General features: G+C 56.9%; 1 protein-coding gene. It reads left to right on the top strand.

Features of this window, described 5'->3' with window-relative positions:
- The first annotated feature begins 116 nt into the window (after nt 1–116).
- Nucleotides 117–644 (top strand): GNAT family N-acetyltransferase, encoded by a 528-nt coding sequence (locus LNV28_RS24940; RefSeq protein ID WP_263521106.1) that lies wholly within the window; start codon nt 117–119, stop codon nt 642–644.
- Nucleotides 645–1,786 lie beyond the last annotated feature (1,142 nt).

Here is a 1,786-nt window from a genome sequence, read left to right as displayed (position 1 = left end):
CAGCTGGCCGCGCTATGCTGCCTTTGTATTCTCAGCTCCGCGCGGCCAGCTAGCTTCGGCCCCTCAGCTTCAACGTTAGCCCTCAGACGCCACGATATCGAAATGAGCATTTTCCGATGAGCGCGATTCACATTCGCCCTATTGATCCGGCTTCCGAGGCTGAGATTGAGCGTGTTGCTAAGTGGATGCGCGCTACGTTGATTGAGGTCGAAGGCGAAGCCACTGGAACGGCGCTGTACTCAATGGACTGGCTTAGGGAACGCGTTCGGTGGCATTTGGACTCCAGCCTTTCAACCGCTGCTGTACTACTTGCAGAAGATGCCTCCGGCAACATTCTGGGGCACACGATTGTCAGGCGGGAAAGCAGGACTGGGGAAGATCCATTTGGCCTTATTTCTACGACTTTTGTCGATCCAGTTGCCCGCCGACTTGGCATTGCCAATCTGTTGCTCGCTACAGGTGAGCAATGGTTTGCTGGCCAGGGCCTGAGCACTTTCGCAACTTGGACGTCGTCAACCAATACAAAGCTGATTCAGCTTTACGAAAAGCATGGTTACTCCCAAACCGAAACTCACCTTCATGAAACCACAGGAACAATTATGGTTCGGCTAGCAAAATCACCAGCCCCGCACCATGAGGGCTAACCGGTCGCTCGAGTGGACCTCCGCCAGCTGGCCGCGCTACGCTACCTTTATATTTTCAGCTCCGCGCGGCCAGCTGGCTGCGGCCCCTCAGCTCGAACGTTAGGCCTCACAAAATATGCATCGTCGCTTCGCCCTCATTGCCCTCGGCACGATCGGAGCCGGTTGCGCCTCCACCGACAACCGGCCCCTTGTATTTCCTCCCGATACGCCACTTCAGGATCCTTTACCAGGCAAGGCAATCGTCTACTTGATCCGGATACCCCGGGACAATGCAACTGTGGAAGTTCAATTGAATAGCACTTTGCTAGCAACACTGCCGCCCGCAACATACACCGCTCTGTCCCTTGATCCTGGACAACACAGTCTACAAACAAGGGTTCGCGCCGACACTCAGGATACCCCGCACCAACTCCTGACTTTGAAGGCCGGAGAACGCCGCTTCTTCTACACATCAATCCCCACACGATCCTCAGTCTCATTCGGTATTGTCCCGATCGCGTCAGGCTTCGTACCCTTGTTTACGCCGTCATCCGTGGCGACTGGCGCACGCAGGTGGACAGAGTGCCGCGAGATCGATGCGCAAGGATTGCTTTCAAATGCGAAGTTGGTTCTGCCGGAACGTGCGGCCTAACCCTTCGCTCAACCGGACCCACCACAGCATGCCGCCGTCTGGGCCTCCATTTCATTCTGGCCCAGCCGTCGTCACGCTGCGGCGTCACGGTTAGCTCAAACGTTATGCAACAAGCTAAGAAACGCCTGAAGATCCGTTTTCAGTCGGGCGCTCGCCTCGACCACGCGGAGCAATCTGCCATGATTTCCTCGGAGTCGGGCTGCAGCCAATCCGGACCAGCATCCGGCTGCCGTGATCTTGCCGGTCTAAGCCAAGCTGCTCGTTTACTTTTCTTGGTTCGCCGTCGGCCCGCAGAAGAACAGCGCGCTTGTCGCCTCAGCCGATCTCCTCATGGGTACAGCTTCGGTATGCTGTCGGCCACTTTCGCCGCAGTGCCTTCGACTTGGCTCTGCATAACCGGTCGCTCGAGCCGATCGCCTGCGGCTCCGGCTCAGCTTCAACGTTGAGGCTGTAAAAAAACTCCCTACCGGGTCCGTCCCGATTCATTGCGCAGCCCCTGACGCGTCAAATA

This window comes from Paucibacter sp. DJ2R-2, assembly GCF_025717675.1.
GTDB lineage: Bacteria > Pseudomonadota > Gammaproteobacteria > Burkholderiales > Burkholderiaceae_C > Paucibacter_A.
This window is presented reverse-complemented; position numbering and strand designations above follow the sequence as displayed.